Source organism: Apilactobacillus pseudapinorum (genome assembly GCF_040369555.1).
Lineage (GTDB): Bacteria > Bacillota > Bacilli > Lactobacillales > Lactobacillaceae > Apilactobacillus.
On record NZ_BAABVU010000022.1, the window covers coordinates 82,947 to 109,322 of the forward strand.

A 26,376-nucleotide genomic window follows, 5' to 3' on the forward strand; every position below is an offset into this window, starting at 1 on the left:
ATCGGTTTATGGAGAGAATATTATGGTAGAAAAGAAAAAGCGTCCCGTTGTTATTGGAGTTACAGGTGGTTCAGGTAGTGGTAAGACCACAGTTAGTCGTGCCATTTTTAATCAATTATTAGGTCATTCAATTATGATTTTACAACAAGATTCATATTACAAGGATCAATCTCATAAGACTATGGCTGAAAGAGAAGAAACTAACTACGATCATCCATTAGCTTTTGATAGTGATTTATTGTTAGAACATTTAAATAAACTATTAAACTATGAATCAATTGAAAAGCCAGTTTATGACTATACTCAATTGAATCGTAGTACTGAAACAGTGACACAAGAACCAAGAGATGTTATTATTCTTGAAGGAATTCTAATTTTGGATGATAAACGTTTAAGAGACTTAATGGATATCAAAGTTTTTGTTGATACAGATGATGATATTAGAATCTTAAGAAGAATCCAAAGAGATACTAAGGAACGTGGTCGTACATTAGATGAAGTTATTCAACAATATCTAGAAACTGTTAGACCTATGTATAATCAATTTGTTGAACCAAGTAAACGATATGCTGATATTATTGTTCCTGAAGGTGGAAAAAACCAAGTTGCAATTGATTTATTAACTACAAAGATTCAATCAATTTTAGTAAAACACGGGAATAATAAAGTTTTAGATAATATTGATACAACAATTTAGTTAAAAGGAGAATTACAAAATGGCAAAAGACGAAACTTTTCCTATGACAGCTGAAGGTAAAAAGAACCTGGAAGCTGAATTAGAAGATTTGAGATTAAATCAACGTCCTCAAATTATTGAAAGAATTAAGATTGCTAGAAGTTATGGTGACTTATCAGAAAATTCTGAATATGAAGCCGCTAAAAATGAACAAAGTATGTTAGAAAGTGAAATTGCTAAGGTTGAACACATGCTTCAATACGCTGATGTTGTAGACAGCAGCGAATTAGAAGATGATGTTGTTAACGTTGGTAAAGAAGTAACTTTCAAAGAACTTCCTGATGAAGAACCTGAAACTTACCAAATCGTTGGTTCCGCTGAATCAGATCCATTATCTGGTAAGATTTCTAATGATTCACCAATTGCTAAAGCATTATTGGGACACAAGGTTAATGAAGAAGTTGTTATTTCAATCCCAGCTGGTGATATGAAAGTTAAAATTATTGAAGTTAAATAAGGTTAAATAAAAAGAGAATCGATTACGATTCTCTTTTTTTGTGTCTAAGCATCCATATTATTATTAGAATAATTAATGTTATTAAGCTAATTATGACACCTAGGTTTAAACCGCTAGGGTAGAATGATAAAACTAATTTATGGTTACCAGAGGTTAAATTGTCGGCACCTATAAATTGGTTATCAATTTTCTTGATGGGATAATTTTTACCATCAATTGTTAAATGCCATCCGCTAGAATAAGGGATGGATGTTGAAATTGAGTTGTTTTTGTTTGTAGTAATAATGTCTGTTTTAAATGTATTATTTTTAAAGTTAATGTGATTATTCTGATCACGGATATATTTAGTATCATTTAAATATGTTTTAAAGTTAAGATTTACTAACTTAAAATTACCTGTGAAAAGTTGATTAGTGTTAAGTTTGATTTTGATTTGGTTGCGTTTATTGTTAGGGAGACTAACTACAAAACTGCTATCAAACTTATCTGGTAAATATAGTTCTTCATTATTCATGGTAATTGATGCGTTATTTTGATTCATATTTGATGGAATCAAAAGATACGGAACCTTATTCTTTTGACCGTTGTAACTGATAGTAATGACTGCTTCTTTCAACAAGTTATTCTTTTTGATAACCTGATTGTTGATTGAAGTTATTTTATTAGTGTTTTGTGATGTAATAGTGTATTGGTTGATATCCTTAAATACGGTCGTGTTATTTAAAGAGATGTTTTTAACCATTTTATTTTGATAATCAATTGGATCAATCGCATTAATTGAACTAAATACCTTGCTGCTTGTTGCATAAATAACTGGCAAATTACTGTTAGACTTATAAGTTTGAAAAACATCAATTCGTTGAAGGTCATGTTTCAATATATCATTTCGATTACTTGATTTTTGAATCATCGAATATTGATGCCTTAAAGTTGATGTGTTAATGAAGTACTTAAAGTTCAGCATTGAATCGGTAATTAACGTTCCATTTGAATAATCGATTGATCCAGAAGTATAGGCACTACCGATGTTGCTATTAAAGTCAGTGGTGTCTTTTTGAATGGTAGAAGAAAAGGCGGAACCACCGAAGAAGTTTGACTCGATTGAATCATCTCTGGTTCTGTAAAAATCTTTGCTAATTCTATAAAAAGATGAGTCGGATTTCTTAATTGGATCAATGTGTGAGTTTAGCAAAGATGTATATTGAATGTAGTCATCATTGGAAACATAAGAGATGCTATTTAGGGATGTAAACATATTCATTCCCATATCACCAACTGAAATTATTAATAAGCAAATGAAATAATAAATACTTCGCTTATTTGACAAATGAATGATTAAAAAGCTGATGGCAATGAAGGAAAGCGAAATGAGGTACTTAGTAATGTTCATGTAATTGAATTTGTTGATTTCAATGGCAGTATATATAAATGCTGGAATAATTATTAGTGCTGAAACAATTATTGTTTTTATTTTGATGGTATTTCCTAAATTATTTAATCCAATGGCAGCAATATAAATAATCCAAAAGCAAACTATAAATGAAAATCTATATGGGTACCAGATTGGAAATTGCAATGCATGCCATATTAAGTCAAGTGGTTGAAACACCATGGAAAATAATAAAAAGGTGGTCACTACTAAGACGGCAATTTTCTTTTTTAAACCAATGCTTGAAATTCCAAAGTATGCCAAAAATCCGACAATTGCGATAGAACCGACAAAGATATTTGGGTATCCGCTTGGCATTTGGGAAAAGTTAAAAGAACCATTAAATAGCTTCGTTATCATGAATAGCGGATTATATTCAATGGTGGTCTTCATGTTTAAAAGTGTGTATGATGCCTTTCCACTTTTAAGTTCGATTAAATTAGGAATTAAAATAAATGATGATAATAATATTGAAACAATTATTGATGTTGTAATTTTACCGAACTTGATTAAGGTTGATTTAAAATTGATGTGTTTAATATATAAACTGAATATTACATAAATAGCAATAAAGATACTAATCATGTAAGCAATATAGTAGTTAATGATGATAATTCCAGAATAGGAAACAATAAACAAAGTCACGGTTTTATTGTTTAATATCTTATCAATGCCCATTATTATTAGTGGAAGTAGAATTACACCATCAAGCCACATAATATTAAGTTGGTTTGCAATCATCCATCCATTCATTGAGTACGCAATAGATAGAGTAATTATTAAAATGTTGTTTTTAACTTTTTGATTTTTCAAAAAAATTGAAAACGTTAAACCACTTAGTGCATATTTGATAATCGTGATTAATAAAACAGCGGCGTTTATAAATTTAGCAGGAAAAATGAGCAAGATTAAATTAAGAGGACTCATTAAATAGTATGCCCAAATTCCAATCATTTCACCGCCGTATCCATTTGAAAATGAGTAAAGTATTTCACTGAAGTTGTGATTTAATAGGGTTCTACGGAAGTATGCAAAAAAATCTATATACTGTTGTCCTAAATCTACTGTAAGAATACTACTATTACCAAAGGGAAACATATTGCGATATCCAAAGTAAAATGTAATAATTGTAAATGGTATAAAGAAGCTTAGGAGATATATGTAGTGTTTTTGATAAAATGTTTTTAATTTATTAATCATAATAAGCACATCCTTGTTTCAATACTAACTAACTAATAGTATACAATAAACAGATTAAAATAACGTTAAACAGATAAGATATAAGGAGTTAGATTGTTTTGAATAGTTTTTTACAAAAAATATTCCATCATAGGGATCGTGGAGCTGATACAAAAGTTCCTTTTAGATTAAATATAATATTAACGGTTGTTGGGGTATTATTTGCAATCTTAGTTATCCAATTGGCTTACTTGCAAGTAGTTAATGGAAACCAATATAAAGCAGAAGTTAGTCGTTCGGACAATTCGGTTAAATTAGGAAATGTCCAAAGAGGGATTATATATGATTCTACTGGCCGTGTTTTGGTTGGAAATAAAGCGCATCAAGCTATTCAATACACTAAGGGCTTGAGTGTTACAAGTGCTACTTTATATAAAATCGCTAATAAACTTGGAGAATACTTAAGCGTTGATTATTCAACCTTAACTCCAAGACAAGAAGCTGAATTTTATTTATCTAATCCAGACAATTTACAAAAAGTGATTGATAGCATGACTTTTGCTAAGGGTACTTCTACAAGTGATCAATACATTCAAGAACTCGCAAAAGTAATTAAAGAAAAATTATATAGCACTGATAAGAAGACTCGTAATGCAGCTGCCATTTTCCAAAAGATGAGTGGTTCATATCAATTGTCTACCACATATATTAAATCATCAGGCGTTACTACCAAGGAATTGGCAGAAGTTGGTGAACATCTATCTGAAATGCCAGGGGTACAAATTGGTGATAGTTGGACTAGAGAATATCCAAATGGGGATGCAATTCAAAGTATCGTTGGAACAGTTTCTTCAGAACGAGTTGGGTTACCAAGTGATCGTATCAATACATTGTTAGCTGAAGGTTATTCAAGAAACGATAGTGTTGGACAAAGTTATTTGGAAGCCAAATATGAATCTACTTTACGTGGTTCTAAATCTCAAACATTAATCAAGAGTGGTAGTTTAGATAAGGCTATTAAGCAATATGGTGGTCAAAAAGGTGATAACTTACAATTAACTATTAACTCTGAATTTGAAAAGAAAATTCAAAGTTTAGTGGAAAATGCCGATCGTAACACTGGTAATTCAACAGGAGCATATGCTGTTGTAATGAATCCTAATAATGGTGCAATTATTGGTTTGGCAGGGGTTAGTCGTAATCCGGAAACCGGTAAGATGACTCCTAATGCTTTGGGAACTATTAATAGTTCTATAGTAATGGGATCAGTTGTTAAAGGTGCAATGGTTTCTGGTGCGTTAATGGATAAGGTAATCACACCAACTAATTCAACTTTAACTGATAAACCAATTATTACTGGTGGAATTAAAAAAGCATCTTGGTTTAACCAAGATGGAAATCACGATATTTCTTTAGATGCATCAACAGCGCTTGAAGTATCGTCAAACTCATACATGATGCAATTAGCTATGAAAGAAGCTAAATTTAATTATTACTCAGGAGCACCACTTACTATGAATCCTGATGTATTTAACATTATGCGTGGATACTTTAACCAATTTGGATTAGGCGTTTTAACTGGAATTGATTTACCTGGTGAAACAAAAGGGATTCAAGGTCCTGGTGGATCAGCCAACATTGGTAAGGCGCTTGATTTATCTTATGGAAATTATGACGCCTACACTCCAATTCAAGTAGCACAATATATTTCTACTATTGCCAATGGCGGATATAGAATTGAACCACATATTGTCCAAAGTATTCGTGAATCTAATAAAGACGGTAAACTAGGTAGAGTTAAATACACAGTTACACCAACTGTCTTGAATAAGGTTGATATGACTGATGCTCAAAGAAAAGTTGTAACAGATGGTTTTTATAAGGTTGTTCATGGAACTAGCCAATACAGAACAGGGATTACTTTAAATACTGTAAGACCTTCTATTTCAGCTAAGACTGGTACAGCCCAAACATTCTACTCTAGTGGTAAAAAAGGTTCAAAACCGGTTGAAACAGTTACTTTGAGTTTAGGTTCATTCTCACCATCAAAGAACCCACAAGTAGTTGTAGTTGTAGCAATTCCTAACTTGCCAAGTGACGCAGAAAGTAATAATGTTAATTTGGCCGAACAAATTTATCAAGCATATTGGAAGTATGTTCAGTCCGATAGTGGCTTAAAATAATGCTGTTAAGTAATTTTGCTTAACAATATTTATATAAACTCTGGTCAAATCAAATAAAAAATGATAATATATTAAGAGTTGAAAGTTGTTTATATAAAATTAAAATACAACTAACTTGGAGGTGTAACTAATATGCGAGTACACATTACTATGGAATGTACAGAATGTCACGAACGTAATTACTTATCAACTAAGAGTCGTCGTAACAACCCTGATCGTTTGGAACTAAAGAAATACTGTCCACGTGAAAGAAAAGTTACATTACATCGTGAAACAAAATAAGGATTCGGGTTTTATAAAAAAGGCCCAATCCTTTTTTTATATCCTGGGAAGTGTTTATAGTGAATAAAAAAGATGTTAGAACACAAATTATTGAAAAAGTTAAAACTACCAGAAAACAAGAAAATTATGAACATTTATATGTAAAGCTGTTTAATTCTATTGAATGGCAAAAAGCTGAATCAATTGGCATTACAGCTAGTACAGAAATTGAAATTAATACAAATCCAATAATTCAAAAAGCCAAATTAGAAGGTAAAACAATTTTTATGCCTAAGGTTATTTCTTCAACCGAAATGGAATTCAAAATTATTGATCAAATGACTAATATGAAGAAAAGCAAATTTGGTATAATGGAGCCCGAGAACGGTAGAGTCGGAAATGTTAATGATATTGATTTATTAATTATTCCTGGACTAGCTTTTGATGTTACCACTGGAGATAGACTTGGATTTGGTGGAGGATATTACGATAGAGTATTAAAAGAATATCCTGGCAACACTATCGCATTATCCGATAGTATTAGTAAGTTTGAAAAATCAATATGGGAAGTAGATGATTTTGATCAAAAAGTTAAAAGAATTATATTCTAATGTACAAAGCACAAGATTTTACAGAAGAATAGATGCAACGCCATATATCTCAGAAATGCTGCTAGTTCTAATTGTATTTGTATACATATTCGGAATTCTTACAAATAGTAGTAACGCGATTATAGATGGTGGAGCAATGTATAGACCATTGGTAACGATGTATAACCAATGGTGGAGATTTATTACTCCTATCTTTATTCATTTATCAATTTTTCATATTTTAATGAATGGGATTAGTTTGTATTACATTGGTATCCAATTAGAAAAGATTTTCGGTCACTTAAGATTCTTTGCAATTTTTATGATTTCAGGAATCTTTGGTAATATTGCAAGTTTTGCTTTTTCTACAACGGCAAGTGCAGGTGCAAGTACAGCAATCTTTGGATTGATTGGAGTATTTTTAATGTTGGGTGAAACATTTCATGATAATATGTATGTAAGAAGAATGTCGCAAAGCTTTTTATTCTTACTAGTTTTAAATATTGGATTTGACTTATTATCACCTGATATTGATTTATCAGGACATATTGGTGGTTTAATTGCTGGATTTTTAGTTCCTTATGTAGTTGGATTACCATCAGGATATAAGGTTCCAATGGTAAAACGATTGATGGCACTGTTAGTTCTAATTATTTTTGCGATTATTTGTTTAAAAACTGTTTAAATTTTAAATTAATTAGTGCAATTTTCGTTAGGATGTGGGAAAATGAAAACGTTGTACGATGTTCAACAATTATTAAAAAAGTTTGGAATTTATGTTTATGTTGGAAAAAGAAAATGGGATATTGAAGTGATGGCACTTGAATTAGATCATTTACATGATGCTGGATTAGTATCTAAAGATGAATTCATTCAGGCTAAGCTAGTCCTAAAGCATGAACATGCTATTGAAGAAAATAAATAACAAACAATTTTTAGGAGGAAACTAAAATGGTACGTAAGTTAATCGGAATCGATTTAGGAGGTACAACAACTAAGTTGGCTTTCTTAACTGATAGCGGTGAAGTTTTAGACAAGTGGGCTATTACCACTGATGTAAGCGCTAACGGTGAAAAAATTGTTCCAAATATCATTAACTCTATCACTAAAAAGATGGAGGACTCTGATCATAAAATTGATGATTTTATCGGTATTGGAATGGGAACCCCAGGTTCAGTAAATAGAGAAGATGGAACAGTTATTGGTGCATACAACCTTAACTGGAAAACAACTCAAAATATCAAAGATCAAATTGAAAAGTCATTAGGATTACCATTTGCTTTGGATAACGATGCAAACGTAGCTTCACTTGGTGAATACTGGAAGGGTGCCGGAAGCAAGGACTCAGACGTTGTATTCGTAACACTTGGAACAGGTGTTGGTGGTGGTGTTATCGTTAACGGTGAACTAGCACATGGTGTAAATGGTGGTGCCGGAGAAATCGGTCACATTACTGTAGAACCAGGTGGATTTGAATGTACTTGTGGAAAGAAAGGTTGTTTAGAACAATACGCTTCAGCTACTGGAGTTGTTAAAGTTGCTAAGCATCTTTCAGCAGAATTCACTGGACAATCAAGATTAAAAGAAATGATTAACAGTGGTGAAGAAGTTACTTCTAAAGTAGTTTTCTTCTTAGCTGATAACGGTGATATTTTTGCTAACCAAGTAGTAGACAAGGTTTGTTACTACTTAGGTTTAGCATTAGCCAACGTTGGTAACACATTAAACCCTGATAATATTGTTATTGGTGGTGGTGTTTCTAACGCAGGTAACACTTTACTACAACCAACTACTAAGTATTTCCAAGAAAATGCATTTAGACCTGTTAGAGATTCTACTAAGATTCGTTTAGCTCAATTAGGAAACGACGCTGGTGTAATTGGTGCAGGATCATTAGCATTAAGAAATATCAATAAATAATATAAATAGGGGCGTTGTTATAAATGTTTTCATCCATGATTTTAATCATTATCATATTAGCTGCTATTCTTGTATATAACTTAATTACTAGAATCAGAGCTAATAGAGTTGCTACCTTTGTTGATGAAGCTCAATTTAAAGAAGGCGGTCATCGAGGTCAAATCGTTGATTTAAGAGAAAATCGAGATTTCGAATCAGGACATATTCTTGGTGCAAGAAGTATTCCTTATTCAACAATTAAGATGTTCTACAAAAACATTCGTAAAGATATGCCCGTATATCTATATGACCAAGGCAAAACTTTAAGCATTAAAACTGCTATTTTACTTGGAAAAAATGGATACAAGGATATTTACATTTTGAAATCTGGTTTCAGAAATTGGAATGGAAGAACAAAGAAGTAAAATAAAAACACTTTGCTAAATGCAAAGTGTTTTTTTATTGCTAGTTTAAATGAGCAGAACGTTGTTTACGAACAACTCTTCTTCTGTTTTCTTCTAATTTGTCAGCTTGACCTTCAACTGGGTCAACAACTTTTTTCTTGAATGAGAATAAAGCTCCCGCAACGGCACTTGATGTTGCTAAAGCACCAACGAAAAATCCTTTTGCAAACTTTTTCATTACAAATCCTCCTATTGAATTATTGATATACATCTATATTATGCTTTTTTTTACTTCATTTATCCAGTCTTTATTATATTTTAATTCAATATTTTATATGCTAAACTAAGATAAGCAGAAATGGTGGGATATAGAATGCATAAAGTATTAGTGATTGTTGGACCAACAGCGGTTGGAAAAACCAGCTTATCGATTAAATTAGCTAAAAAATTAAATGGTGAAGTGATTTCTGGTGATTCGATGCAAGTTTATAAAAAACTTGATATTGGTACCGCAAAGGTCACTAAAGATGAAATGGAAGGAATTCCACATCATTTAATTAATATATTGGATGTTAATCAAGATTATTCTGCTGCTGAATTTGTTAAGTCTGCTAATTCTCTGATAGAAGATATTACTAAAAGAAGTAAATTACCCATTATTGCTGGAGGTACTGGTTTTTATATTCAAGCTTTATTAGATGGTCTAGTATTAGGTGGAGAATTCGATAGTGACCCAGCTTATCGAGATAAATTACATCAATTTTCTCTCGATAATGGTAGTGAACTATTGTGGGATAAATTAAATGATATTGATCCAAAAGCTGCTGCTAAGATTCCCAAAAGTAATGAAAGAAGAATTATTAGAGCACTTGAGGTCTATCATCATACTGGTAAATTATTCTCAGAACAGAATAATAAAGAAGTTACGTTGGATGCATACGTAATTGCACTTAATACTAATCGACAAGTATTGTATGATCGAATTAATCGAAGAGTTGATTTGATGATTGAAAATGGCTTGATTGATGAAGCAAAATGGTTATGGAAGCAATCTAGTGATGATTTGCCTGCCCTTAAAGGAATTGGATACAGGGAATTTGCAGGATATTTTGATAATCAAAAAGATTTAAAGAGTGTTGTTGATTCGATAAAACAAGATTCAAGACATTATGCTAAGAGACAGCTAACATGGTTTAGAAATAAAATGAATGTAACATGGTATGATATAATTTCTGACATGGAAGATGAAAAAAAGATAGAAAAAGATGTTTTAAACTGGTTAAATAAATAAAAATATAAATAATATGTAAGAAGTTATAACATAACGTATTGACATTAGCTTAAATAATGTTATTATTATGTTGTTAGAAGGAGTTAGATATGAAAGAAAAAGATTTAAGACGTTCGCTTTCAGTTCTTCCGATTGGAACCGTTATGAAGTTAACGAGCTTGACCGCTAGACAAATTAGATATTACGAAGAACAAGGATTGGTATTTCCTGAAAGAAATGATGGAAACCGTCGTATGTATTCTTTGAATGATATTGATGTAATCCTTGAAATTAAGGACTATTTAGATGAAGGTTTGAATATTTCTAAAATTCAAGATATTTACAAAAAGCGTAAAGAAAGTAACGAGCAAAATGGTAATTCTAAGGAATTATCTGATCAAGAAGCGCGTAAGATTTTATCTGACGAACTTTTAAACATCGGAGGATTAAATTCCAAAGATGCTGAAAATAATTCTTTTTAACTAATTTAATGTTGAATACGTTAGGAGTAGGTATATATGGCTACAAAGCATGATTATTCAAAAGACGATATTCGTCGAATTGTGAAAGAACAAGATGTTAAGTTTTTACGTTTAATGTTCACTGATGTTTTAGGAACATTAAAAAATGTTGAAGTTCCAATTAGTCAACTAGATGATTTATTAAATGACAAAATTATGTTTGATGGATCTTCTATTGAGGGATTCGTGAGAATCGAAGAAAGTGATATGTATTTGCATCCTGATTTAACTACATGGATGATTTTCCCATGGAGCACAGAACGTGGAAGAATTGCTCGTGTGATTTGTGAAGTTTATAAACCAACTGGAGAACCTTTTGAAGGTGACCCTAGAAATAATTTAATTCGTGTTCTAAAAGACATGAAAGAAGCTGGTTTTACTTCATTTAATATTGGACCAGAACCCGAATTTTTCCTATTTAAGATGGATGAAAACGGAAAACCAACAATTAACCTAAATGACCAAGGTAGCTACTTTGATATGGCACCACTTGATTTAGGTGGAAATTGTCGTCGTGAAATCGTTCTTACTCTTGAAGAAATGGGATTTGACGTAGAAGCAGCTCACCATGAAGTTGCACCTGGTCAACATGAAATTGATTTCCAATACGCAGATGCATTAAATGCTGCTGACAATATTCAAACATTTAAATTAGTTGTTAAAACAATCGCTAGAAAATATGGACTATATGCTACTTTTATGCCAAAACCATTAAGTGGTATCAATGGTTCAGGGATGCATTTAAACATGTCATTATTTAATGATGATGGTGATGTATTCTATGATGAAAATGGTGAATTAAAGTTATCAGAAACTGCTTACCATTTCCTAGGTGGATTAATCAAACATGCTAAGAGTTACACAGCAATTTGTAACCCACTAGTTAACTCATACAAACGTCTAGTTCCTGGTTATGAAGCTCCAGTATATGTTGCTTGGTCAGGCTCAAACAGATCTCCATTAATCCGAGTACCAAATGCTAGAGGTTTAGCTACTAGACTAGAACTTCGTAGTGCAGATGCTTCTGCTAATCCATACTTAGCTATTGCTTCAGTTCTAGAAGCTGGTTTAGATGGATTGAAAGATGGCATCGTTCCTCCTAAGAGTGTAGATAGAAATATTTATAGAATGGACGAAGACGAAAGAGAAGAAAATGAAATTGTTAACTTACCAGATGATTTATTAGATGCATTAGAAGAATTATCATCTGATGAAACAATGAAGAAGGCATTAGGAACTAAGATCTTTAACAGCTACTTGGCTGCTAAACATCTAGAATACGATGCTTACAGAGCCCAAGTATCTGATTGGGAACGTAACCAATACATGGAAAAATACTAATAACTAACGAAAAAAGTCGGAATTTTTAATTCCGGCTTTTTTGTTTTCAATAAGATATCGAAATGATAAAATCTTATGAGAGGTGTTTAAATTGCTAAACTTAGAAAAAATGATGCAACAATCAATAACTAGATTTAATTATATGGGTCAAAAGAGAGAGTTATTGATTAATGGTAATAATAAAAAACAAAAAATATTTATTAAAATCGATACAGGTTTATCAGCTTTGGCGACTGACTCAAAAAGATTTTCAGTTTATACATATGAGCAGGGACAAATAGATCCAAACAATTACAAGAAAGTTTTACTTCAAGATGCAGTTGAAATATTAAGTTTTACTTTGTTGTATGCAAATATTTGCAACTTGTCTGATATAATTATTGATAGCCAAAAAGATATTGATAAGATTACAAATCTAAGACCTGATAGTGATTTTAATCAAATTTACTTATCAATCAAAAAAATGATGTTTAATGCTTTTTATAATCACTCCAAAAATGACTTTAAATTCTTCTGGAAAATGCTTCTAAAGTTTATTTTGGTAGACTTTAATGTCGATATGAATGAGTTGGTTAAGAACTTCGAAAAATTCAGTGACATAAGATAGTTAATATTATTTTTTAAAAATCATATTGACACGTTGTTTATAATTAGATATAATATTTTTTGTTGATTATTGATGTCGCGATAGCTCAGCTGGATAGAGCAACGGTCTTCTAAACCGTAGGTCGAGAGTTCGAATCTCTCTCGCGACATTAGAATAAATTGTTGGGGACATATCATTTCGATATGTCTTTTTTTCTTGACTAAAACTTTAAAACTATGTATACTTACTTTGTTGTATTTGTGGACTTTCACAGCTACAACCGCACGAAATGAGTATTAAGTCTCTACATGAGCGCTTAATTTCGGCGAGTCTAAGCATATTATTCAAGGAGGTGCACATTATGTACGCAATTATCGTAACAGGCGGAAAGCAATACAAAGTTGCTGAAGGTGAAGCAATCTACGTTGAAAAGCTAAACGCAAACGAAGGTGAAAAGGTTACTTTTGACCAAGTTGTTTTCGTTGGTGGTGACTCAGCTAAGGTTGGTACTCCACTTGTAGACGGTGCTTCAGTTGAAGGTACTGTTGAAAAGCAAGGCCGTGGTAAGAAGATTACTATTCTTCGTTACAAGCCTAAGAAGGGTTCTCGTTCTAAGAAGGGTCATAGACAACCATACACTAAGGTTATGATTGACTCAATCAAAGCTTAATAAGGGAAATTGAAATGATATTAGCAAGTATTAATCATGATAAGCATGATCGAATTACTGGATTCAGTATTACTGGTCATGCTGACTCAGGTGAGTATGGTAAAGACATTGTGTGTGCTGCAGTGTCGGTATTATCGATTTCTACTGTTAACGGGTTAGACGTGGTTGCCCATGTTTCTCCTAAAGTAGACAGCAATGATATCGATGGCGGGTACATGGAAGTTTCTGTACCAGAAGCTAATTCAGAACAAGATGAAATTGCTGCTCAAGCAATTTTACTAACATTTAAAAATGGAATGCTAGATATTTCTCAAAGTTATGCTGATTATATTAAATTAGATATTATTAAAGATTAAATTGTACGGAGGTGTAATTCCTATGTTAGAAATGAATTTACAATTCTTCTCTCACCATAAAGGGGGAGGTTCAACAGCCAATGGTCGTGACTCTGCTGGTCGTCGTCTAGGTACAAAGGCTGCTGACGGTTCAAAAGTTACTACTGGTTCAATCATTTACCGCCAACGTGGTACTCACATTTACCCAGGTAAAAACGTTAAGCGTGCCGGTGATGATACTTTATTTGCTCTAGTTGACGGTGTTGTACGTTTTGAACGTATGGGTCGTAGCAAGCGCCAAGTTTCAGTATACCCAGTATCTGAAGCAGTTGCTAAGTAATTAGTGAATAATGTATAAAAAGCCTGATTTAATTTCAGGCTTTTTTTATTACCAAAGACTTATTTAATTAAATTTTACATGATACAATATATATAACAGTTAGAATTACAATTATATGATTGTGATTACAAGTAATTAATATTATTAGGAGGAGTTTTAATTATGGCAACTATTTCAACTGCCCAATTTAAAACAGGATTAACAATTGAAGTTGATAACGCAATCTGGCGTATCATTAACTTCCAACACGTAAAACCAGGTAAGGGTGGTGCGTTCGTTCGTACTAAACTTAAGAACCTAAGAACTGGTGCTGTTCAAGATAAGACATTCCGTGCGGGTGCTAAGATGGAACAAGCACAAATCGATACTAGCAACATGCAATACTTATATGAAGATGGTGCTGGTTACGTATTTATGGATATGGAATCATACGAACAAATTACTGTTCCTGGTGACAAGATCCAAGATGCATTGAACTACCTACAAGAAAACATGGATGTAAGTATCGTTCAATACCAAAACGAAGTTATCGGTATCGAAGTTCCAAACACTGTTACTCTAGAAGTTTCAGAAACAGAACCAAGTATTAAGGGTAACACTGCTTCTGGTGGAAGCAAGCCTGCTACTATGACTACTGGTTTAATTGTACAAGTACCATTCTTCGTTAATGCTGGTGACAAGCTAGTTATTAACACTAGTGATGCATCATACATTTCAAGAGCTTAATAGATAATTATTAATCTGTTTTTATCGATTGGAGGGAAATTCTATGGCAGAACAAACTGATGTTTCTTTAATTAAAGCTAGTTCCGAACTGGGAGATATTAAAATCTCACCCAACGTATTAGAAATTATTGCTAGTATTGCATCTGTTCAAGTTAACGGTGTAAAACGTATGCGAGGTTCATTAGCAACTAGTGTCAATGAATTATTTGGACGTAAGGAATTTGGTAAAGGTATTAAATTAAACTTTAAGGATGATAAACTTATCGTTGATGTTTATGTATACTTAAACTACGGAGTTTCCGTTCCTAAAGTTGCCTTAGAAATTCAAGAACAAGTTAAACAACAACTTCTATTTATGACTGAACTTGATTTAGGTGAAGTTAATGTTCATGTAGAAGGGATTGTTCCCGAAAGAATTGATAAAAAAACTGACTCTAATAATTTATTGAATAGCAACAGTAGCGATAAGGGTGAAAAATAGTGGAATTTACAAGACATAAAATAAGAGAGTATGCATTTCAAACATTGTTTGCTATTAATGCGAATGATACAACCGATAAAGAATTATTCTTCCATGCTATCTCAAGAACAGATGAAGATGAAAATATTCCTGAATACTACAATACTTTAGTTGATGGAGTCATCGAAAATAAAGATAGTCTGGATAATAGTATCATCTCATATCTTGTTTCCGGTTGGTCAATTAATAGAATTGCTAAAACTGATTTAGCGATTCTAAGACTTGCGTTTTTCGAAATTAATTACGTTGATGATGTTCCTGCTAAGGTAGCTATCAACGAAGCATTAGAATTAACAAAGAAATATAGTGATGATCACTCTAGAAAATTTGTTAATGGAGTTTTATCAAACACCATTGTTTAAAAAAGGGGATTTGCAAATGTTGCAAATCCTTTTTTGATACATAAAATCTTATCAGTATGCTAAAATAAAGATGAAATTAATTCTTTGGAGGTTTTTTACGATGGACAACATTATTGATGGAAAAGCATTAGCAAAAAAGGTTAATCAAGAAACTGCATCTATGGTTGAAGAGTTACATAGTAAGGAAATTGATCCATGTTTAGCTGTAATACTAGTTGGTGATGACCAAGCTAGTCACAGATATGTTCGTAGCAAGCATAAAAAGGCACAACAACTAGGTATTAAGTCAATCGTAAAAGAATTACCAAAAGAAACAACAGAACAAGAACTATTAGGTATTTTAAACGAATATAATAATAGTGAAGAAATTGATGCGATTTTAATTCAATCACCACTTCCTAAACATATTAATGAAAAATTCGTTATGAGCCAAATTAATCCAGATAAAGATGTTGATGGGTTCCAAGTTATTAATTCTGGAAAACTATTTTTAAACGATAAAAGTAATTATCCTGTGGCATGTACACCAAAGGGTGTTATGACAATGTTTGCTGAATACAATATTGAACTAAAAGGGAAAAAAGCAGTAGTGATTGGTAGAAGTACAATCGTTGGTAGACCAATGGCAGCATTATTAATTAATGCAGGAGCAGAGGTTACAGTGCTTAATCACTATGTTGATGACATGAAAGAATATACTGGGGATGCTGATATCGTGGTTTCAGCAACCGGAAAACTACATACATTAAAGGCTGAAGATGTTAAAGAAGGTGTTGTAGTAATCGACGTAGGTCAAAATGTTGATGAAAACAACAAATTAGTTGGTGATGTTGATTACGATTCAATCAAAGAAAAAGCATCATACATAACACCAGTACCTGGTGGAGTTGGTCCAATGACCATCGCTACTTTAATGAGACAAACCGTTGAGTTAGCTAAATGGAGTGATATTAATGGATAATGATTATCTTACGGTAACAGATTTAACAAACTATATAAAAAAGAAATTTGATAGAGATCCTTATTTAGGGAAGGTCTATTTAACTGGGGAAATTTCCAACTTCAGATTAAGACCAGTCCATCAATATTTTAGTTTGAAAGATGATAATGCTAAAATTAGCGCAATTATGTTTAAATCTGCATTTAGTAAGATTAAATTCAAACCTGAAGAAGGAATGAAAGTCTTAGTAACCGGAAGAATATCACTATATGAAGCAACTGGTAATTATCAAATCTATATTGAAAGTATGGAACCAGATGGCGTGGGGGCATTATACCAAGCCTTCGAACAATTAAAAAAGAAGTTATCAGCTGAAGGATTATTTAATGCTCCTAAAAGAAGTCTTGAAAAATATCCCAAAAAAATCGCAGTTGTAACTTCTCCTAGTGGAGCTGTTATTAGAGATATTATTACAACAGCAAGAAGAAGATATCCGATTGCTCAAATTGTTTTATACCCCGCAGTAGTACAAGGGACTGCAGCTGTAGAAGATATTGTTAGACAAATTAGAAGAGTAAATCAAAAAGGCGATTATGATACCCTTATTATTGGACGTGGTGGTGGATCTATTGAAGATTTATGGCCATTCAACGAAGAAATAGTCGCTAGAGAAATTGCTAATAGTAAAATTCCTATTATTTCATCAGTAGGTCACGAAACTGATACTACAATTGCAGATTTAGTTGCTGATGTTAGAGCAGCTACGCCAACTGCGGCTGCTGAATTAGCGGTTCCTGTTTTGACAGATGTTATTACTGATATTGAAAATAATGAAATTAGAATTGTTAATGCATACAAAAATATGATTATTCAATTACAACAAAGGTTAAATAAGATCACTAGTTCTTATATCTTTAAACAACCCGAAAGATTGTATGATTCTTATGTTCAAAGAATTGATATGTTAAATGAACGATTGAATAATGCGCTTCAACAAAGCATTAATGCAGCAGATAAAAGAATTAATGATTTAATTTATAACTTGAAAATTAATTCTCCTAAAAATAGGATTAATGAACAGAAACAAGTTTTAAAAGTTGAACAAAAACAATTGTTGAGAAATATATCATTACTTTTGGAAAATAAGAATAATAAAGTAAATCAATTGATTAGTTCTTTAGATCATTTAAGTCCTTTAAAGGTTATGTCTAGAGGATTCAGTTACACTACTGATAATGAAGGTAACGTGATTAAAAAAATCTCGGATGTAAAAAAAGATGATGAGATTAAGCTTAAATTAATTGATGGGACAGCTAAAGCAACTATTAACGAGGTTATAAAGGAGAATAAATAATGGCTGAAAAAGTAAGTTTTGAAGAAAATATGAAAAATTTAGAAATGATTGTTTCTGAATTAGAACAAGGAGATATACCTTTGGAAAAAGCACTTAGTGAATTTCAAAAAGGAGTAAAGCTAAGCGCAGAACTACAAGATACTTTAAAAAATGCTGAAAAGACATTAGCAAAAGAAATAACTGATGATGATAAAGAAGTTGCTTTTGAAGAGTCAGAAAGTGATGAAAAGTAATGAAAGATTCTACTTTTCTAACAGATTTTGTTAATGAATATAAAAACAGAATTGAATTAACAATTGAAAAAGAAGTTTTGAAGGACGTTAGTCAAAGTGACTTATCAGAGTCCATGTTGTACTCTCTGAAAGCTGGTGGAAAGAGATTACGTCCGTTATTAACATTAGCTGTTTTAAAAACTTTCAATCACAATATCGACGAGGATGAATTAAAAGTATCCAGTGCGCTGGAACTTCTTCATACATATTCTTTAATTCATGATGATTTACCTGCTATGGATAATGATGATTTAAGACGTGGAAAAGCAACGAATCACGTTGTATATGGTGAAGGATTAGCCACATTAGCAGGGGATGCACTGCTAACTTTATCATTTCAATGGTTAACTGATAATAATTTATCTGATGCAAAAAAGGTTCAATTAGTGTTGGAATTATCTAAAAAAGCAGGACCTTCGGGAATGGTTGCTGGACAAGCAATTGATATTCTTAATGAGAATAAACCATTAACACTTGATCAAATTAAGCACTTACATGAACAAAAAACTGGTGATTTAATCAGATACGCATTAATTGCCGGAGGAATCATGTCTGATTGCGAAAGTGAAGTTATTAAACTTTTAGATAATTTCGGGGCAGACTATGGATTAGCTTTCCAAATTTATGACGATATTTTAGACGTTACTTCTAACACAGAAGATTTAGGCAAGCCAGTCCATCAAGATAGCGTAAAAAACACTTATACTAACCAATTAGGTTTGGATAAGGCATATGAATATTTAGAAGATACATTAGATCATAGTAAAATGATTCTAAATAAAATTAGTGATTTAAATGGTATTGATGTTTCATTGCTAATGTCTTTTCTAGATTATTTTAATATCGAAAAATAGGGGTAATTTAGCAATGCAAAAAGAAAGAGTAGATGTTCTACTGGTACAACAAGGCCTTTTTGATACTAGAGAAAAAGCTAAAAGAGCTGTAATGGCAGGTGAAGTACTAGGAAAAAATGAAGAACGTTTAGATAAACCAGGCGTTAAAATTCCAGTTGACACAAAGTTACATTTAAAAGGAAAACCAATGCCATATGTTAGTAGAGGTGGATTAAAGCTTGAAAAGGCTTTAAAAGTTTTCAATTTGGATGTTAAAGGAAAAACAGTTCTGGATATTGGTTCATCAACTGGTGGATTTACTGACGTAATGTTACAAAATGGAGCTAGAATTAGCTACGCTTTGGATGTTGGAAGCAACCAATTAGTATGGAAATTAAGAGAAGATCCAAGAGTCGTTGTGATGGAACACACTAATTTTAGATATTCTAAACTCGAAGATTTTAAAGATGGACAACCAGAATTTGCGTCAATTGATGTATCATTTATTTCACTTCACTTGATTTTACCTGTTTTAAAAGATATTCTAATTGAAAATGGTCACGTAGCAGCACTAATAAAACCACAATTTGAAGCAGGTAGAGATAAGATTGGTAAGCATGGAATAGTTAGAGATCCTAAAGTACATGCTGAAGTATTAGATGATATTATCAAGTTCGCTGTCAAAAGTGGTTATTCTGTTGAAGGCCTTGATTTTTCACCAATTACTGGTGGAGAAGGAAACATTGAATTCTTAGTTGATTTAAAGTCTGTTGACAATCCATCAATTAATCCGGACATTTCAATTGAACAAACAATTAAAAATGCCGAAGAATTAAAGTAACGAAAGGAAGTCTTCTAATTGCTTGAACACTTATCAATTCATGATTTTGCGATTATCGACCATTTAGAAATTGATTTTTCAAATGGGATGACAGTGCTTACAGGTGAAACTGGTGCAGGTAAGTCTATCATTATAGATGCTGTCGGCTTATTAGCTGGTGGAAGAGGATCACAAAACTTTATTAGAACTGGAAGAAACAAGCTTCTGATCCAAGGCCTTTTTGTCTTTCCAGAAGATGGATTAACATATCAAGTTTTAGATGATATGGGAATCGAACACAGTGATAACAGTGTGATATTACAACGTGAAATCTATCGAAATGGTCGAAACATTTGTCGTGTTAATGGAATGATTGTTAATACTGCAATGTTAAAAAAGGTTGGAGAAACCATTGTTGATATTCATGGTCAAAATGAACATCAAGAGTTAATGCAACCTGAAAAGCATGTTCACTTGCTGGATGAATTTGGTAAGAAAGAAATTAAAGACTTATTGAACCAATACCAAGAAACTTTTGAACATTATCAAACACTAAAAGCGTCAATTAACGAAAAAAGAAGTAATGAAAAAGAATGGTCGCAAAGATTAGATATGCTTGAATTTCAAGAAAATGAAATTAGCAACGCTAATTTACAAATCGGTGAAGAAGAGGAACTTGTTAGCCAAAGAGATCATTTATTAAATTACCAAAAAATCGTAGATGCACTTAACTTAAGCTTTAGTGCAATTAACGGTGACGATAATATTAATCCATTAGATATTATCGGTGAAGCTAAAAATTCAATGGAATCAATTGAAGAAGTAGATCCTCAATTTAGAGAGATATCAGATAATATTAAGAATGCTTTTTATTTATTACAAGATGCCTCCGATAATATTTCTGATCAACTAGATTTACAAGAGTTTGATCAAGGTAAGTTGGAAGAAATTGAAGAAAGATTAAATACTATTTATGTTTTAAAACGTAAGTATGGAGATTCAATCGAACAGATATTAAACCATTACCAAAATGTTGTTAAAGAACTATCAACAATGCAAGCCGACCAAACTACTGGAGAAAATCTAAATGAACAGTATGAATCAACTTTAAGCCAATTGACATCATTAGCTGATGAATTAAATGTTAAACGCCATAAAGTTGCCACAAAGCTTGAAAAATCAGTGCATGATCAATTATCTGATTTATATATGGCGAAGACAGAGTTCAAGGTTAACTTTGAAAAGCTCCCAATTGGCGAATTCCATTCATATGGAAATGAAAAAGTTGAATTTTATATGAGAACCAATCCTGGTGAAGCGATGTTGCCACTAGCTAAAATTGCTTCTGGTGGTGAACTTTCAAGAATTATGTTAGCTCTAAAGACACTATTTACAAGTGTCCAAGGCGTAACATCAATTATATTTGATGAAGTTGATACCGGTGTTTCAGGTCGTGTTGCTCAAGCAATCGCTGAGAAGATTAGTAAAATTGCTCAAAAATCACAGGTGCTATGTATTACGCACTTACCTCAAGTGGCGGCAATGTCTGATCATCACTACTTTATTGAAAAGAAGATTGAAAAAGATCGCACTATGACAAGCATAGTAAAATTATCAGTACAAAAAAGAGTTCAAGAGTTGGCAAGAATGTTATCTGGAACAACAGTTACCGATTTAACATTACAACATGCAAATGAATTACTTAAATTGGCTGATGAAACAAAAAAATAGTTTGAAAAATTCGTAAAAATAGACCATAATAGAAGTATTATAAATTTTTGAGGGGTTTTAGAATGGCTAAAAGAGGAATGTTAATTGTTCTTTCAGGTCCTTCCGGTGTTGGTAAGGGAACTGTTAGAAAAGCCTTATTTAATGAAGAAGATGTAGACTTCAAATACTCAATTTCTATGACTACTAGAAAGCCTCGTGAAGGTGAAGTAAATGGAAAAGATTATTTCTTTGTTACTAAAGAAGAATTTGAAGACCACATTAAGAATGGTGAAATGCTTGAATATGCTAAGTATGTTGATAATTACTACGGTACACCATTGAACTATGTTAACCAAACTTTGGACGAAGGACATGACGTCTTTTTAGAAATTGAAGTAAATGGTGCAATGCAAGTTAGAGCAAATTGCCCAGAAGCAGTTTTCGTATTTCTTACCCCACCAGATTTAGTGGTATTAAAGAATCGTTTAATCGGTCGTGGTACTGATGACATGGATGTAATTGATAAACGAATTCAAACCGCTGTTTCAGAAATTAAAATGATGAGAAATTATGATTATGCTGTATTAAACGATAAAGTTGAAAATGCAGTTGATCGAATTAAAACTATTGTAAATAGTGAAAGACTTAAAGTTAACCGTGTTATGCCGGATTACTTATCAATGTTAGGAGAAGAAGATTAATGTTATTATACCCATCTGTAGATAAACTACTTGAAAGAGTTGATTCAAGATATTCTTTAATTATGTTAGCAAGTAAGCGCGCACATGATATTGATGCAGGTTCACCATTACTTTTGGATGAATACAAATCAAGAAAAACTGTTGGTAAAGCTTTTGAAGAAATTGCTGATGGTAAAGTTGAATTAACTAGAGATAAAAAATAATTAATTGAAACCTTTGCAGCAGTGCAAAGGTTTTTATTTTGTTTTTTTGTTACAATATACTTATTAGAAACTATGAGAAAATAGGAGGTTACAAGATGAAAAACATGAAAGTTGCTCTTTATGTTACAGGTAGCATTGCTGCATATAAATCACTTACGTTAGCAAGACTATTAGTTAAAAATGGTGCAGATGTTAGAGTTGTGATGAGTAATGGTGCACAAAAATTTGTAACTCCACTTGCATTTCAAACTTTAACTAAAAATAATGTATTTGTTGATACATTTGATGAACCTAATCCAAAAGAAATAACACACATTGATATCGCAACATGGGCAGACTTATCTATTGTCGCTCCAGCAACAGCAAACACAATTGCAAAAATCGCAAATGGCATTGCTGATGATGTTGTATCAACCACGCTTTTAGCTACTCCTACTCAAAAAATTGTTGTTCCAGCAATGAACAACAATATGTGGGATAATCTAGCAACGCAACGTAACATTAAACAATTAGAAGATGATGGAATTGATATTTTATATCCAACTGATGGTTTCTTAGCTGAAGGATATGCAGCTAAAGGTAGAATGATTGAACCTGAAGAAATTATTCTACAAGTACAACAAATTATGAAAAAATCTGAATTATTGGCTGGAAAAAAGATTTTAGTTACTGCTGGTGGAACGAGTGAACCAATTGATCCAGTTAGATACATTACTAATAGGTCATCAGGAAAGATGGGTTACGCTATTGCTGAGGCGTGTGCTAATGCTGGTGCTGAAGTGAAATTAATCACGGCTTCGGATATGCAGGTCTCAAATCCAAATATCGAAGTAGAAAGAGTAATAACATCTAACGATATGTTGGATGCTGTAAAAAATAATTTCGATAGTATCAATGTTTTAATCATGGCTGCCGCTGTTTCAGATTATAAATCTGAAGTTGTCAGTGACCAAAAGATTAAGAAGAATGGCGATTATTTAGAAATCAGACTAAAGAAAACACCAGATATTTTAAAAGAAGTAACCAAACAAAAAGGTAATCAATTTATTGTTGGATTTGCTGCTGAAACACAAGATTTAATAGTTAATGCAATTAAAAAGTTAGAAACAAAGAAATTAGATTTATTGTTAGCTAACGATGTAAGTAACGATAATATTGGTTTTAGTAGTGATAATAATCAAATCTCATTTATTGATAAAAATGGGGTTTTTGCAAAAACCAATATTGAATCGAAAGCGTCTATTTCAAGTAAATTAGTAAAAATTTTAAGCGAAAGATTAGATTAAAGTAGAGGGGGAATTAGCTTGAATTTAGCAAAAGTGATTGTTGATGTGCCAACCATGCAAACTAATGACCCATATACTTATTTAATACCGGATGAACTAGCAGATAAAATCCAAAATGGAATGAGGGTAGTTGTTCCGTTTGGTTCAGGTGGTAGAAAAATCCAAGGAATTGTTGCTGATATTGACCATAATGGTGATTTTGATGGTGAGTTAAAAGAAATCGATGGATTGTTAGATTTAGATTCAGCATTAAATGATGAATTATTGTCGATGTCTGAATGGATGGCTAAAAAGACCTATTCTTTTCAAATTAGCTGTATTTTAACGATGTTACCAAGTGTTATGCGGGCTAAATATGAAAAAGAACTTATTATCAATGATAATGAAGGAATCGATGATGAGGTTTTAGGTTTATTTGATGGATCCGATTCAATTGATTTTAAAGTTGAAGATATTAATTCCAGTATGCTAAGAAGAATCATTCAATATCGAAAAGAAGGTAAATTAACCGTTAGATATAAAGTGAATGATAAAGCTAAGGCGAAAAAGGTTTACGCTGTTAAGCCGATTATCAGCATAAACGAAGCTGAAACTGAATTAAGTAATCTCCGAAAAAACTCTAAAAATCTAGCTAAATTACTAGATTATATTATTAATAATAATGAGACATCGATTCCGCAAAGAAAATTAGTAAATGATTTCAATATTCCAGAAGCGACTATTAAATCGGGAATTGAAAAAGAATGGTTAACTAGATTTTGGCAAGAAGAATATAGAAATCCATACGAACAAGAAGTTAAACCTAATTATCCTTTAAAGCTTAATGATGATCAGCAAAAAGCGGTCAATGCAATCAGTGAAGCTACAACTAATGACCAAAGTGACGTCTTTTTACTAGAAGGAGTTACTGGTTCAGGTAAAACTGAGGTTTATTTACAAGCTATTCAAAAAGCACTAGAAAATCGAAAAACAGCATTAATGTTGGTTCCTGAAATATCTTTAACTCCACAAATGGTTAAGCGAGTTAAGGGTAGATTTGGTAATAAAGTTGCAATGTTACATAGCGGACTTTCAAGTGGTGAAAAATATGATGAATGGCGTCGAATTAATAATGGCGAAGCAGATGTAGTGGTTGGGGTTAGATCAGCCATTTTTGCTCCATTAAACAATATCGGAATCATTATCATGGATGAAGAACATGAGGCGAGCTATAAACAAGATGATGCACCTAGATACCATACTAGAGATGTGGCGAAATGGCGTTGTGACTATCATAATTGTCCATTGGTTCTGGGAAGCGCAACACCTAGTTTAGAATCTAGAGCTAGGGCAACTAAAGGTGTTTATAAGCTCCTTTCGTTACCAAAAAGAATTAATAATCAATCTCTTCCAGAAGTTAGAATCATTGACATGAAGGAAGAAATAAAAACCACAGGGGATGAAGATTTCTCTCAAGAACTTTTAGCGGCAATGAATAATAGATTACAAAAGCATGAACAAATCGTTTTAATGTTGAATAGACGTGGATATTCATCTTTTGTAATGTGTAGAAGTTGTGGTTTTGTATTGCACTGTCCTAATTGTGATATTTCGCTAACTTTACATATGGATAGTAAAACCATGAAGTGTCATTATTGTGGTCATGAAGAATCAATTCCTAACAAGTGTAAGAACTGTGGTAGCAAAAAGATTCGCTATTATGGCACAGGAACCCAAAAGGTACAAGAGAAATTACAAAACTTGGTTCCCAACGCTAGAATTTTAAGAATGGATGTTGATACAACCAGAAGAAAAGGCGCCCATGAAAAAATTTTACAAAAATTTGGTAACCATGAGGCTGATATTTTATTAGGAACTCAAATGATTGCAAAAGGTTTAGATTTTCCAAACGTAACTTTAGTTGGTGTTTTAAATGCAGATACTTCACTAGATTTACCAGATTTTAGATCAAGTGAAAGAACCTTTAACTTATTAACTCAAGTAAGTGGACGCGCAGGAAGAGCTGATAAAGAAGGACTAGTTTATATTCAAACATTTAATCCTGATCACTATGCAATTCGATTAGCCCAAAAACAAGATTATGAATTGTTTTATCGCAAGGAAATGTCAGTAAGGCACCAAACTAATTACCCGCCATATTTCTTTACAGTAAAGATTACAGCTTCTGATGTTAACGAAGCTAAGGCTGCAGCCAAAATGTTTGAAATTCAAAAGATTTTAAAGGCCAAGTTAAGTGATAAAGCGTTAATGCTAGGACCATCGCCTAGTTCAATTTTAAAGTTAAAAAATAAGTACTATTATCAAATAATTATTAAATATAAAAATGAGCCAAACTTAAGCGAATGCTTAAATTATATTTTGAACCATTATCAAAAAGATGCTCAAAAAGGATTGTATGTAAATATTGATCCAGATCCATTGAATTTTATGTAAGGATGTCGATAGTTA

The 26,376-nt window shown here is 32.2% G+C and carries 31 protein-coding genes, 1 tRNA gene and 1 other annotated feature; of the genes, 30 read left to right on the forward strand and 2 right to left on the reverse strand.

Annotation, left to right across the window (positions count from 1 at the left end; genetic code table 11):
- Positions 1-22: 22 nt before the first annotated feature.
- Together udk and greA are read left to right on the forward strand one after the other, a co-directional pair.
- Complete coding sequence (gene udk / locus ABWU86_RS04190; protein ID WP_293792818.1) at positions 23-697, forward strand: uridine kinase; 675 nt, start codon at positions 23-25, stop codon at positions 695-697.
- A 19-nt stretch (positions 698-716) separates the two neighbouring features.
- Positions 717-1,193, forward strand: a complete 477-nt coding sequence (gene greA / locus ABWU86_RS04195) for a transcription elongation factor GreA (protein ID WP_293792816.1) — start codon at positions 717-719, stop codon at positions 1,191-1,193.
- Positions 1,194-1,215: 22 nt separating this feature from the next.
- On the opposite strand, the gene ABWU86_RS04200 is transcribed toward greA, so the two are convergent.
- A complete protein-coding gene (locus tag ABWU86_RS04200; protein WP_353321583.1) occupies positions 1,216-3,822 on the reverse strand; it encodes a YfhO family protein in 2,607 nt (868 codons plus the stop codon).
- Between the two features lie 98 nt (positions 3,823-3,920).
- Here ABWU86_RS04200 and ABWU86_RS04205 point away from each other — a divergent pair, with 98 nt between their 5' ends.
- From ABWU86_RS04205 to ABWU86_RS04235, 7 genes are all read left to right on the forward strand, one after another.
- Complete coding sequence (locus tag ABWU86_RS04205; RefSeq protein WP_353321585.1) at positions 3,921-5,984, forward strand: peptidoglycan D,D-transpeptidase FtsI family protein; 2,064 nt, start codon at positions 3,921-3,923, stop codon at positions 5,982-5,984.
- A gap of 132 nt (positions 5,985-6,116) precedes the next feature.
- A complete protein-coding gene (rpmG, locus tag ABWU86_RS04210) occupies positions 6,117-6,266 on the forward strand; it encodes a 50S ribosomal protein L33 (protein ID WP_053950061.1) in 150 nt (49 codons plus the stop codon).
- A 59-nt stretch (positions 6,267-6,325) separates the two neighbouring features.
- A complete protein-coding gene (locus ABWU86_RS04215) occupies positions 6,326-6,856 on the forward strand; it encodes a 5-formyltetrahydrofolate cyclo-ligase (RefSeq protein ID WP_293792810.1) in 531 nt (176 codons plus the stop codon).
- Positions 6,825-7,520: a rhomboid family intramembrane serine protease gene (locus tag ABWU86_RS04220; protein ID WP_353321588.1), complete on the forward strand. Its 696-nt coding sequence runs from the start codon at positions 6,825-6,827 to the stop codon at positions 7,518-7,520. Before ABWU86_RS04215 ends, ABWU86_RS04220 begins: the two co-directional genes overlap by 32 nt.
- A 42-nt stretch (positions 7,521-7,562) precedes the next feature.
- Positions 7,563-7,760, forward strand: coding sequence for a YqgQ family protein (locus ABWU86_RS04225; protein ID WP_293792808.1), 198 nt, complete (start codon positions 7,563-7,565; stop codon positions 7,758-7,760).
- A 26-nt stretch (positions 7,761-7,786) separates the two neighbouring features.
- A complete protein-coding gene (locus tag ABWU86_RS04230; RefSeq protein ID WP_353321590.1) occupies positions 7,787-8,755 on the forward strand; it encodes an ROK family glucokinase in 969 nt (322 codons plus the stop codon).
- A gap of 35 nt (positions 8,756-8,790) precedes the next feature.
- Positions 8,791-9,159: a rhodanese-like domain-containing protein gene (locus tag ABWU86_RS04235; protein WP_353321592.1), complete on the forward strand. Its 369-nt coding sequence runs from the start codon at positions 8,791-8,793 to the stop codon at positions 9,157-9,159.
- 40 nt (positions 9,160-9,199) lie between these two features.
- Here the strand turns inward: ABWU86_RS04235 and ABWU86_RS04240 are convergent, their stop codons facing one another.
- Positions 9,200-9,376 carry a DUF3042 family protein gene (locus tag ABWU86_RS04240; protein ID WP_293792804.1) on the reverse strand — a complete coding sequence of 59 codons (177 nt, stop codon included), beginning with the start codon at positions 9,374-9,376 and terminating at the stop codon, positions 9,200-9,202.
- Between the two features lie 135 nt (positions 9,377-9,511).
- Between ABWU86_RS04240 and miaA the strand changes: the two genes are divergently transcribed.
- The 21 genes from miaA (at position 9,512) to priA (ending at position 26,361) form a co-directional block, all read left to right on the forward strand.
- Complete coding sequence (gene miaA / locus ABWU86_RS04245) at positions 9,512-10,429, forward strand: tRNA (adenosine(37)-N6)-dimethylallyltransferase MiaA (protein WP_293792801.1); 918 nt, start codon at positions 9,512-9,514, stop codon at positions 10,427-10,429.
- An 89-nt stretch (positions 10,430-10,518) separates the two neighbouring features.
- Positions 10,519-10,890 (forward strand): MerR family transcriptional regulator, encoded by a 372-nt coding sequence (locus ABWU86_RS04250; protein ID WP_293792800.1) that lies wholly within the window; start codon positions 10,519-10,521, stop codon positions 10,888-10,890.
- Positions 10,891-10,926: 36 nt separating this feature from the next.
- Complete coding sequence (glnA, locus tag ABWU86_RS04255) at positions 10,927-12,270, forward strand: type I glutamate--ammonia ligase (RefSeq protein ID WP_293792799.1); 1,344 nt, start codon at positions 10,927-10,929, stop codon at positions 12,268-12,270.
- Between the two features lie 91 nt (positions 12,271-12,361).
- A complete protein-coding gene (locus tag ABWU86_RS04260; RefSeq protein WP_293792798.1) occupies positions 12,362-12,877 on the forward strand; it encodes a hypothetical protein in 516 nt (171 codons plus the stop codon).
- Positions 12,878-12,951: 74 nt separating this feature from the next.
- Positions 12,952-13,025, forward strand: a tRNA-Arg gene (locus ABWU86_RS04265).
- A gap of 99 nt (positions 13,026-13,124) precedes the next feature.
- Positions 13,125-13,199: a sequence feature (ribosomal protein L21 leader region), on the forward strand.
- A gap of 18 nt (positions 13,200-13,217) precedes the next feature.
- A complete protein-coding gene (gene rplU / locus ABWU86_RS04270; RefSeq protein WP_034531057.1) occupies positions 13,218-13,526 on the forward strand; it encodes a 50S ribosomal protein L21 in 309 nt (102 codons plus the stop codon).
- 14 nt (positions 13,527-13,540) lie between these two features.
- Positions 13,541-13,882, forward strand: coding sequence for a ribosomal-processing cysteine protease Prp (locus ABWU86_RS04275; RefSeq protein WP_293792796.1), 342 nt, complete (start codon positions 13,541-13,543; stop codon positions 13,880-13,882).
- A gap of 22 nt (positions 13,883-13,904) precedes the next feature.
- Entirely contained in the window at positions 13,905-14,201 is a 297-nt protein-coding gene (rpmA, locus tag ABWU86_RS04280) for a 50S ribosomal protein L27 (RefSeq protein WP_034531059.1), read from the forward strand.
- A gap of 162 nt (positions 14,202-14,363) precedes the next feature.
- Complete coding sequence (gene efp / locus ABWU86_RS04285; RefSeq protein ID WP_053950050.1) at positions 14,364-14,927, forward strand: elongation factor P; 564 nt, start codon at positions 14,364-14,366, stop codon at positions 14,925-14,927.
- A 43-nt stretch (positions 14,928-14,970) separates the two neighbouring features.
- Positions 14,971-15,408 (forward strand): Asp23/Gls24 family envelope stress response protein, encoded by a 438-nt coding sequence (locus ABWU86_RS04290; protein ID WP_293792788.1) that lies wholly within the window; start codon positions 14,971-14,973, stop codon positions 15,406-15,408.
- On the forward strand, positions 15,408-15,809 hold the full coding sequence (gene nusB, locus ABWU86_RS04295; RefSeq protein ID WP_293792787.1) for a transcription antitermination factor NusB: 402 nt from the start codon (positions 15,408-15,410) through the stop codon (positions 15,807-15,809). Before ABWU86_RS04290 ends, nusB begins: the two co-directional genes overlap by 1 nt.
- A 100-nt stretch (positions 15,810-15,909) precedes the next feature.
- Complete coding sequence (locus ABWU86_RS04300; protein ID WP_293792786.1) at positions 15,910-16,770, forward strand: bifunctional 5,10-methylenetetrahydrofolate dehydrogenase/5,10-methenyltetrahydrofolate cyclohydrolase; 861 nt, start codon at positions 15,910-15,912, stop codon at positions 16,768-16,770.
- Entirely contained in the window at positions 16,763-18,103 is a 1,341-nt protein-coding gene (xseA, locus tag ABWU86_RS04305; protein ID WP_353321598.1) for an exodeoxyribonuclease VII large subunit, read from the forward strand. The genes ABWU86_RS04300 and xseA overlap by 8 nt, the downstream gene beginning before the upstream one ends.
- Entirely contained in the window at positions 18,103-18,336 is a 234-nt protein-coding gene (locus tag ABWU86_RS04310; RefSeq protein ID WP_053950045.1) for an exodeoxyribonuclease VII small subunit, read from the forward strand. Before xseA ends, ABWU86_RS04310 begins: the two co-directional genes overlap by 1 nt.
- Positions 18,336-19,229, forward strand: a complete 894-nt coding sequence (locus tag ABWU86_RS04315) for a polyprenyl synthetase family protein (protein WP_293792782.1) — start codon at positions 18,336-18,338, stop codon at positions 19,227-19,229. Before ABWU86_RS04310 ends, ABWU86_RS04315 begins: the two co-directional genes overlap by 1 nt.
- A 13-nt stretch (positions 19,230-19,242) precedes the next feature.
- Positions 19,243-20,049: a TlyA family RNA methyltransferase gene (locus ABWU86_RS04320; protein WP_293792781.1), complete on the forward strand. Its 807-nt coding sequence runs from the start codon at positions 19,243-19,245 to the stop codon at positions 20,047-20,049.
- An 18-nt stretch (positions 20,050-20,067) separates the two neighbouring features.
- The gene (recN, locus tag ABWU86_RS04325; RefSeq protein ID WP_293792780.1) at positions 20,068-21,759 is read left to right on the forward strand and encodes a DNA repair protein RecN; all 1,692 of its coding nucleotides are present in this window, start codon (positions 20,068-20,070) and stop codon (positions 21,757-21,759) included.
- A gap of 62 nt (positions 21,760-21,821) precedes the next feature.
- Positions 21,822-22,439 carry a guanylate kinase gene (gmk, locus tag ABWU86_RS04330; protein ID WP_053950041.1) on the forward strand — a complete coding sequence of 206 codons (618 nt, stop codon included), beginning with the start codon at positions 21,822-21,824 and terminating at the stop codon, positions 22,437-22,439.
- Positions 22,439-22,642 carry a DNA-directed RNA polymerase subunit omega gene (gene rpoZ, locus ABWU86_RS04335; protein ID WP_293792777.1) on the forward strand — a complete coding sequence of 68 codons (204 nt, stop codon included), beginning with the start codon at positions 22,439-22,441 and terminating at the stop codon, positions 22,640-22,642. Before gmk ends, rpoZ begins: the two co-directional genes overlap by 1 nt.
- Before the next feature lie 95 nt (positions 22,643-22,737).
- Positions 22,738-23,928: a bifunctional phosphopantothenoylcysteine decarboxylase/phosphopantothenate--cysteine ligase CoaBC gene (gene coaBC, locus ABWU86_RS04340; protein WP_353321602.1), complete on the forward strand. Its 1,191-nt coding sequence runs from the start codon at positions 22,738-22,740 to the stop codon at positions 23,926-23,928.
- Between the two features lie 18 nt (positions 23,929-23,946).
- The gene (priA, locus tag ABWU86_RS04345; RefSeq protein ID WP_353321604.1) at positions 23,947-26,361 is read left to right on the forward strand and encodes a primosomal protein N'; all 2,415 of its coding nucleotides are present in this window, start codon (positions 23,947-23,949) and stop codon (positions 26,359-26,361) included.
- The last annotated feature ends 15 nt before the right edge of the window (positions 26,362-26,376 follow it).

What these genes read in the sequence shown, in the direction of transcription:
- udk (WP_293792818.1), top strand. Translation starts at nt 23, where the DNA reads ATGGTAGAAAAGAAAAAGCGTCCCGTTGTTATTGGAGTTACAGGTGGT.
- greA (WP_293792816.1), top strand. Translation starts at nt 717, where the DNA reads ATGGCAAAAGACGAAACTTTTCCTATGACAGCTGAAGGTAAAAAGAAC.
- ABWU86_RS04200 (WP_353321583.1), bottom strand. Translation starts at nt 3,822, where the DNA reads ATGATTAATAAATTAAAAACATTTTATCAAAAACACTACATATATCTC.
- rpmG (WP_053950061.1), top strand. Translation starts at nt 6,117, where the DNA reads ATGCGAGTACACATTACTATGGAATGTACAGAATGTCACGAACGTAAT.
- ABWU86_RS04225 (WP_293792808.1), top strand. Translation starts at nt 7,563, where the DNA reads ATGAAAACGTTGTACGATGTTCAACAATTATTAAAAAAGTTTGGAATT.
- ABWU86_RS04230 (WP_353321590.1), top strand. Translation starts at nt 7,787, where the DNA reads ATGGTACGTAAGTTAATCGGAATCGATTTAGGAGGTACAACAACTAAG.
- ABWU86_RS04235 (WP_353321592.1), top strand. Translation starts at nt 8,791, where the DNA reads ATGATTTTAATCATTATCATATTAGCTGCTATTCTTGTATATAACTTA.
- ABWU86_RS04240 (WP_293792804.1), bottom strand. Translation starts at nt 9,376, where the DNA reads ATGAAAAAGTTTGCAAAAGGATTTTTCGTTGGTGCTTTAGCAACATCA.
- miaA (WP_293792801.1), top strand. Translation starts at nt 9,512, where the DNA reads ATGCATAAAGTATTAGTGATTGTTGGACCAACAGCGGTTGGAAAAACC.
- ABWU86_RS04250 (WP_293792800.1), top strand. Translation starts at nt 10,519, where the DNA reads ATGAAAGAAAAAGATTTAAGACGTTCGCTTTCAGTTCTTCCGATTGGA.
- glnA (WP_293792799.1), top strand. Translation starts at nt 10,927, where the DNA reads ATGGCTACAAAGCATGATTATTCAAAAGACGATATTCGTCGAATTGTG.
- rplU (WP_034531057.1), top strand. Translation starts at nt 13,218, where the DNA reads ATGTACGCAATTATCGTAACAGGCGGAAAGCAATACAAAGTTGCTGAA.
- ABWU86_RS04275 (WP_293792796.1), top strand. Translation starts at nt 13,541, where the DNA reads ATGATATTAGCAAGTATTAATCATGATAAGCATGATCGAATTACTGGA.
- rpmA (WP_034531059.1), top strand. Translation starts at nt 13,905, where the DNA reads ATGTTAGAAATGAATTTACAATTCTTCTCTCACCATAAAGGGGGAGGT.
- efp (WP_053950050.1), top strand. Translation starts at nt 14,364, where the DNA reads ATGGCAACTATTTCAACTGCCCAATTTAAAACAGGATTAACAATTGAA.
- ABWU86_RS04290 (WP_293792788.1), top strand. Translation starts at nt 14,971, where the DNA reads ATGGCAGAACAAACTGATGTTTCTTTAATTAAAGCTAGTTCCGAACTG.
- ABWU86_RS04300 (WP_293792786.1), top strand. Translation starts at nt 15,910, where the DNA reads ATGGACAACATTATTGATGGAAAAGCATTAGCAAAAAAGGTTAATCAA.
- xseA (WP_353321598.1), top strand. Translation starts at nt 16,763, where the DNA reads ATGGATAATGATTATCTTACGGTAACAGATTTAACAAACTATATAAAA.
- ABWU86_RS04310 (WP_053950045.1), top strand. Translation starts at nt 18,103, where the DNA reads ATGGCTGAAAAAGTAAGTTTTGAAGAAAATATGAAAAATTTAGAAATG.
- ABWU86_RS04315 (WP_293792782.1), top strand. Translation starts at nt 18,336, where the DNA reads ATGAAAGATTCTACTTTTCTAACAGATTTTGTTAATGAATATAAAAAC.
- ABWU86_RS04320 (WP_293792781.1), top strand. Translation starts at nt 19,243, where the DNA reads ATGCAAAAAGAAAGAGTAGATGTTCTACTGGTACAACAAGGCCTTTTT.
- gmk (WP_053950041.1), top strand. Translation starts at nt 21,822, where the DNA reads ATGGCTAAAAGAGGAATGTTAATTGTTCTTTCAGGTCCTTCCGGTGTT.
- rpoZ (WP_293792777.1), top strand. Translation starts at nt 22,439, where the DNA reads ATGTTATTATACCCATCTGTAGATAAACTACTTGAAAGAGTTGATTCA.
- coaBC (WP_353321602.1), top strand. Translation starts at nt 22,738, where the DNA reads ATGAAAAACATGAAAGTTGCTCTTTATGTTACAGGTAGCATTGCTGCA.